This is a genomic window from Chamaesiphon sp. OTE_8_metabat_110, assembly GCF_031382685.1.
In the GTDB taxonomy this organism is placed as follows: Bacteria; Cyanobacteriota; Cyanobacteriia; order Cyanobacteriales; family Chamaesiphonaceae; genus Chamaesiphon.
This window is the reverse complement of the sequence record NZ_JANMZA010000025.1, coordinates 1-6,512: the sequence shown is the minus strand read 5'-3', so window position 1 is coordinate 6,512 and position 6,512 is coordinate 1. Positions and strand designations below refer to the sequence as shown.

At 44.0% G+C, this 6,512-nt stretch carries 11 protein-coding genes; 3 read left to right on the top strand and 8 right to left on the bottom strand.

Annotated features, from left to right (window positions below; translation table 11 throughout):
- On the top strand, positions 1–591 hold a 591-nt coding region (gene petB / locus RMO52_RS00925; RefSeq protein ID WP_310410160.1), incomplete at its 5' end, for a cytochrome b6.
- A 117-nt stretch (positions 592–708) separates the two neighbouring features.
- Positions 709–1,191: a cytochrome b6-f complex subunit IV gene (gene petD, locus RMO52_RS00920; protein ID WP_309737791.1), complete on the top strand. Its 483-nt coding sequence runs from the start codon at positions 709–711 to the stop codon at positions 1,189–1,191.
- A 227-nt stretch (positions 1,192–1,418) separates the two neighbouring features.
- Here petD and RMO52_RS00915 read toward each other — a convergent pair whose 3' ends face one another.
- From RMO52_RS00915 to RMO52_RS00880, 8 genes are all read right to left on the bottom strand, one after another.
- Complete coding sequence (locus RMO52_RS00915; protein WP_310410158.1) at positions 1,419–1,559, bottom strand: hypothetical protein; 141 nt, start codon at positions 1,557–1,559, stop codon at positions 1,419–1,421.
- Positions 1,560–1,639: 80 nt separating this feature from the next.
- Complete coding sequence (gene rpmA, locus RMO52_RS00910; RefSeq protein ID WP_295618876.1) at positions 1,640–1,906, bottom strand: 50S ribosomal protein L27; 267 nt, start codon at positions 1,904–1,906, stop codon at positions 1,640–1,642.
- Positions 1,907–1,976: 70 nt separating this feature from the next.
- Positions 1,977–2,354: a 50S ribosomal protein L21 gene (gene rplU, locus RMO52_RS00905; RefSeq protein ID WP_309737788.1), complete on the bottom strand. Its 378-nt coding sequence runs from the start codon at positions 2,352–2,354 to the stop codon at positions 1,977–1,979.
- Positions 2,355–2,547: 193 nt separating this feature from the next.
- On the bottom strand, positions 2,548–3,027 hold the full coding sequence (locus RMO52_RS00900) for a Tic20 family protein (protein WP_309737786.1): 480 nt from the start codon (positions 3,025–3,027) through the stop codon (positions 2,548–2,550).
- A 57-nt stretch (positions 3,028–3,084) separates the two neighbouring features.
- Entirely contained in the window at positions 3,085–4,287 is a 1,203-nt protein-coding gene (locus RMO52_RS00895) for a type II secretion system protein (RefSeq protein ID WP_310410154.1), read from the bottom strand.
- Positions 4,238–4,717: a type II secretion system protein gene (locus tag RMO52_RS00890; protein WP_310410152.1), complete on the bottom strand. Its 480-nt coding sequence runs from the start codon at positions 4,715–4,717 to the stop codon at positions 4,238–4,240. Before RMO52_RS00890 ends, RMO52_RS00895 begins: the two co-directional genes overlap by 50 nt.
- 72 nt (positions 4,718–4,789) lie before the next feature.
- Positions 4,790–5,308 carry a hypothetical protein gene (locus RMO52_RS00885; protein ID WP_310410149.1) on the bottom strand — a complete coding sequence of 173 codons (519 nt, stop codon included), beginning with the start codon at positions 5,306–5,308 and terminating at the stop codon, positions 4,790–4,792.
- Positions 5,305–5,631, bottom strand: a complete 327-nt coding sequence (locus tag RMO52_RS00880; RefSeq protein ID WP_310410147.1) for a prepilin-type N-terminal cleavage/methylation domain-containing protein — start codon at positions 5,629–5,631, stop codon at positions 5,305–5,307. Before RMO52_RS00880 ends, RMO52_RS00885 begins: the two co-directional genes overlap by 4 nt.
- A gap of 211 nt (positions 5,632–5,842) precedes the next feature.
- Here RMO52_RS00880 and RMO52_RS00875 point away from each other — a divergent pair.
- Positions 5,843–6,512, top strand: a 670-nt coding sequence (locus RMO52_RS00875; RefSeq protein ID WP_310410145.1) for a C40 family peptidase, incomplete at its 3' end; no start/stop codon positions are given.

Genomic DNA, 6,512 nt, shown 5'->3' with positions numbered 1-6,512 from the left:
GATATTGCTAGTAAGTACGTTCCACCCCATGTTAATATCTTCTACTGCCTTGGTGGGATCACCTTAGTCTGCTTCGTAATCCAGTTCGCTACTGGTTTTGCGATGACTTTCTACTATTCGCCGACTGTAGCTGATGCTTTCACATCCGTTCAGAAGATCATGACCGAAGTCAACTTCGGTTGGTTGATTCGTTCCATCCACCGCTGGAGCGCCAGCATGATGGTGTTGATGATGATCCTCCACACCTTCCGCGTGTATCTCACTGGGGGATTCAAAAAACCTCGCGAACTTACCTGGATTACTGGAGTAATTCTGGCAGTTCTAACTGTTAGTTTCGGTGTAACTGGTTACTCCCTGCCTTGGGATCAAATCGGCTACTGGGCAGTTAAAATCGTATCTGGTGTACCCGAAGCGATTCCTGTTGTAGGTGTAGCGATGGCTGACCTCCTCCGTGGTGGTTCTAGCGTCGGTCAAGCAACTTTGACCCGTTACTACAGCTTACATACCTTCGTATTGCCTTGGTTGATTGCAGTATTCATGTTGCTGCACTTCATCATGATTCGCAAACAAGGAATCTCTGGCCCTTTGTAAATTGGGCGCAGGCGGTGGGATGATGTGTAATATTACACGATTAGTTTACTCAGCATCCTGCCGATCGACTCCGATCGAGGCATCACTAAATAACCAAACCTTACGTCATTATTTACTATGTCAACTCTCAAAAAACCGGATCTCTCCGATCCAGCTCTTAGAGCTAAACTAGCTCAAGGCATGGGTCACAACTATTACGGCGAGCCAGCTTGGCCCAACGATCTGCTCTACATCTTCCCCGTTGTCATTTTTGGCACGATCGGTTGTTGTACGGCGCTAGCTATCCTCGACCCCGCTCTAGTTGGCGAACCTGCTAACCCATTTGCGACTCCATTGGAAATCTTGCCTGAGTGGTACTTATGGCCTGTATTCCAACTCTTGCGCGTATTACCCAACAAGCTCTTAGGAATCGCCTGCATGGCTGGCGTACCATTAGGTCTATTAGTCGTTCCCTTCTTGGAAAGCGTCAACAAGTTTCAAAATCCTTTCCGTCGTCCCGTGGCAATGGCAGTCTTCCTGTTTGGTACTGTCTTCACGATCTACTTAGGTATCGGTGCAACTTTACCGATCGCGACTTCTTTAACTTTAGGTCTATTCTAGACTGAATTTAATGATTTTCGATAAGTCTATCTAGTATTTGCTAGGTAGACTTTTTTGCGGATTAGGACATTATTAAACCTTGAGATTAGATCCCCTTTTAAGAAGTTGGGGATCTGTCCTAAGCACCTGGGAAGTTGCTATAAATACGGTATCGCATAAACCCAGGCAGCACATCCTCGCCGCTCAGACTGATGGGGGGATTTCAAGGCTCCCAATCTCCCGAAATATCAATCGCGACTCAATCGCTCGATAATTGCGTCAGTTTTATTTTCGAGCGTGTTGAGCCTCCGCATTTTCACCAAACAGTACAGATAGAGCGATTGCAGTTCTTCTACCGCTTTTCGATCGACTGGTTGGATCTCTGGCACTGTTAAACCCTCGCCAACTAAAATAGGGATACACCCGCAGGTATACCCCCATTTTAGACTCCTAAGCTTTGAGATAAATCTTAAGCAGCAACCGCTACAGGATAAACGCTAATCTTTTTACCATTTTTGCCACGACGCTCGAAGGTAACAACGCCATCAACCAGAGCATAAATGGTGTAATCTTTACCCAGACCGACATTGTTGCCAACGTGGAAAGACGAGCCGCGCTGACGCACGATGATGTTGCCAGCTTTGACTACTTCACCACCGTACTTTTTGACGCCCAATCTCTGAGCATTTGAATCTCTACCGTTTCTAGTACTACCCGTACCCTTCTTAGAAGCCATAATTACCTCGGATTACTAAAATTATGTTGCAATTGCGGAATCGATGCGATGACTTAGGTGTCTCTAGCTACTAGCTGGCAACAACTTCAACTTCAGCTTTAGCGACAGCTTCAGCCGTGGCAATAACTGCACCATTGACGCTAATAGAATCAACCATCATGCGAGTCATTTCTTGACGATGACCGCGTTTTTTACGGGTTTTCTTTTTAGGCTGCATCTTGTAGACGATGATCTTGCGTGCCCGGTAGTGACGCATGATGGTACCTTCAACGGTCACACCAGCTACTAACGGTTGACCGATTTGGATGCTGCCGTTATTTTCGAGTAAAAATACTTTATCGATCGAGACGGTGCTATCGACTTCACCGGGTAACAATTCGATATCATAAAAGCGACCTGGTTCGACGCGCATCTGTTTGCCGCCAGTTTCGATAATTGCGTAAGTCATAAATTTTACAGATGTGAAATGCCGTACGGGTAGTCTCAATCTAGATGGTGAGACATTTGTCAACGTTTAACCCGATCCGAGCGTAGGTAATAGACAGCCTCTTATTATGACAGATCGACTGCGATCGAGTCAATGGTTTCGATCGAGTTAGAGCGTGATTTGCTGGTTATTAGTTACCCATGACCTGACTGAGTTAGAATCGATCGACCTGCATCTGAGCAGTCTGAGATAACTGCGGAATTTCTGTATATCGACCTAATGCTGACGAAATAATACCATAGACCACGATCGCCCAAGTGCCAAAGAACACGGTATTCATCAACACCTGAATTACAACAATGGGTAATAAGTTGCTCTCCAAGGCAAACCGGATCGGGAACCCGCACAGGAATAACAAGATGCCAATCAAAATTGCTTGCAGCACATTAAACCGAATAAAGCGGCTGACCTTGGGATTGACGACCACGCAGGCATACAGCAATATAAATAGGATAAAGCCGTTAAAACCACCATTGAGCTGCAATACTGGTGCTAGCGATCGATACAAGTTGCCAAAGATCGGAAATTGGTTAACAGCGAAATAACCAAAAAAGGCTACATCCGCGATCGGGAGTAAGTAAGCCAAACTCCCACAAATTCTGTCTACTATCGTTTGCGAACTTTGCCAACTCATTGGATGCTCCTATGGATATTACTATAATACGCTCGATCTAACTAAAGCATATCGCAATTACTTGGAGAGAACATTCCTCGGAAAGTATTCAGCAATAGCTTTCAGTTTCTCTTTATCTTTTGCAACTTGAGCTATGTCTCCAGGATTAGTTGAGCTTTCTGATGCCCGCCCAGTACTATCATATTTAGCGTCTAGCTCGACCTTGACTCCCTGGAGCGTTTTCCAGTCATCAACAGTTGCATTGTTGAATTGACAAATATAGTAGGGAATGGTCGAGACACACCGCCGTGATAATGGCAATACATTGGTAGTGCCTACAATTGTTGATGCTGGATCTATGGCATCAGGATTTTTAGTAGTTTTATCGCCATAAACTCTAGCAGACACCTTGAATTGGGCAATTCCTTTAATTAGTGTTGCAGCACCTTTATTATCTATATTTAATTTGAAGCTACCGTCACTGGCTAATGTATAAACGCGTTCTTCAATCAAATAAATCGGTTTGCCTGTAATATAAGTTGTGGTCGGATCTGGCGAGAGTCCGGTAATATCGATTTGATATTTACTAGGAGTAGTAGTACCACCATCATCGACATACTTAAAGGTTCGCATGTTTCCAGCTTGATCGGAGACAGCCGCTAAAACTTGTTCTAGATCTGGATCTGGCAGAGTTGGTTTAGTTGTTAAACAAAAATCAGTCGTAGTAGGGCTAGAATAATCGCCATTAGGATCGTCAAGTTGACAGCGTTTGTCGCGAGCTTCTTTTAGTGGCGCAGGTCTGACAATCGCTCCTACTGTTACTGGTGTTCCAGGTAGGCAGTTTGCAAAGCTAGTTTTTGTATCGTCTGTAACTGTTATTTTAGTAGCTGCAAATGTAGGCGCGATGTCTTCACACAAGGTCAATGGTGAAGTTAAGGCTCTACGAATAGTAATTTTAGAGCTTCCTGACATGTCTCCGGTAGCGGCAGGTTCTATTTTAATTACTGGAAACTGAGGATCGTTGATTTGTTCGCCAGATTGCCTGATATCATTACCAATAATTTCTAAAACAGCCGTGAGATTTTGATTAGATTCAATGTTTCTCTTGTCTTTATTAAAGGAAGTACTAGCGTTTACAAAGGCATTCAGTGCGAGACTACTCACAATTACCATCATTACTAGACCAGCAATTAGTTCGAGCAAGGTAAATCCTTGCTTAGAATTATGACCTTTACTCGAATTGTGTATAAGTACCTTCAAGATCGTATACTTTGGTGCCATTATAACTTACCTCTACTTTAAATTTTCGATATTTATCACTACAAACTGTTGAATCGGTACTTACGCCCTCACAATAAGTAACCGTTGTTTGGTATGGTCGCCCCATTGCAGTTTCAACTGGTAGCGATTTAGGATTGATTGGTGGTGAGGCATTAGCTACACCATCATTGCTAGGTAGATCAGCAATCGATTCCGATCGAATCTTATCGAAGACTCGCTGAGATACAATCAAAGCCCCCGTGCGAATCTCACTCTTGGAGTTATTTACTTTGGCATATAAGAATAATGGCATTGCATAAGCAAGACAAACTCCCAGCGTTGTAAGCGCAATTACTGTCTCAATTAAACTAAATCCTGCCTCTGTATTGGAGGATTCGCAAGCTTTTTTGTCGTAAAGTTTTAGATTCATAAACAAATATATTAATTTCATGAGAAGACATTAAGATAAAATAGTCTTAATAAGATTATGATGTTTTTAGAATAAGTTGTGACTTGAATTATTTTAATAAATAGGATTATCGCCGCTGCCGGGCGGAATTATAACATTAGTAGTAATATCTACACTACCGACCCCAATAACATTAATTGATGCCCGTGTCGCGCGATTGTTGCCTTGAAAATCTTGAAGAGTTACAGATACAGGGGTAGAAACAATCCCGCGATTGTCAAAACAGATGCTCCAATTTAGGGGTGCTTCAACTAGGGGATTAGTAGTTGCCCCTCCGCTGGCAAGCGGATAAGACCAATTTCCATCGGCAGTTGGTGTTACACCAACTACCGCCGAGACAACTCCAACAGTCGCTGGCAAATCTAGATCTAATTGAGAAGCTGCCATCCAACCATTAGGCGTACCCGCACCATATTTAGTTACTTGACAATTGGCGGCATATTCAACGATGAAGTTATTAGCAGCTTGCGGATAAGCTCTATTGGGATTTGCAGCTCTGACTTCAGCATCAGTAAGATATCTAGGTCTGATCCGGTAGGCTTGACCGCTAGCGATCGCTTTCGATCGAATCAAACTAAGCTGCGACTTAATGCCAAAGATCCATCGCGCAATGGTTTATTCAGTGACAGAAATGAAGGTAGGGCAAATCCCATGATGATGCCAGCCAGGGTGATTACTGCCAGCATTTCGATCAAGGTGAAACCTTGAGAGTTATATTTAGGTGGTCTCATTGCCACAGTCAATGACTCCTCAATTAAAGATAAAAGTGTGTTGTCGCTGTCGGTAGCCGTACAGCATCGCGATCGCGCAACTGGCAGCTTTACTAATATTCCCCAATCGCGATCGAAAATTACACATTGGGAGCCTAGAGCGGTATAGACTTTATAAAATGCCAATTCGATCGAGCGTTCTTTTGGCTCCCAGCAAGATCTAGCTCGATAACTTTGGGTGCTGCATCCTCAATCCTAATCGCTTTTTTGGGATTTACTGTGACTGAGATCGCTCGGTATTTACACTCGATCGATCTGGCGATCGTCGAGCTAAATATCAGTGATTTTTCGGAGAAGTATGGCTCGATCGCCCCGATAAACAATTAAAAAAATTAAGATGAACTTAACTACTAATAATGAGTATCGATGTCGAGCGAATCTCGATCTCTACAGTTCCCCCGCTTGCGAAGGATTGGCGACGCAAGCCGTTGCTGGTAGACATTTGCAGATCGAATCGCTAACGCCAACAGCGCAAGCTCTCCCGATTCGATTGCGTGAAGATAATTATCCAGCTTGGCTGAAACTTACGGATGTCGAGCATCTGGAAGTTACTACCGATCTATATAAATTCGTGAAAATCGATCGATCTACAATTGCCGCAAGTATCCCGGAAGTTATCGCTTTTACTCAAGCGGCGATGGCAGTACCCAATCATTACTTATGGGGGGGAACGGTGGCTCCGAATTATGACTGTTCGGGTTTGATGCAGGCGGCATTTGCGTCGCAGGGGATTTGGTTGCCGCGCGATTCTTATCAGCAGGAAGCTTTTGTGGAGCCAGTCTCGATCGAGCAGATGTTACCTGGCGATCTGATTTTCTTTGGTACGCCGGAGAAGACGGATCATGTCGCACTGCATTTAGGTGAGTTACGCTATATTCACAGCTCGGGGATTCAAATGGGCAGGAATGGGATCGGAATCGATATTTTGACCGATCGCACCACCGATCCGGTTAGTACTGTTTACTATGCCAAATTTCGCTGTTGTGGGCGCATAATGAATAGCTATA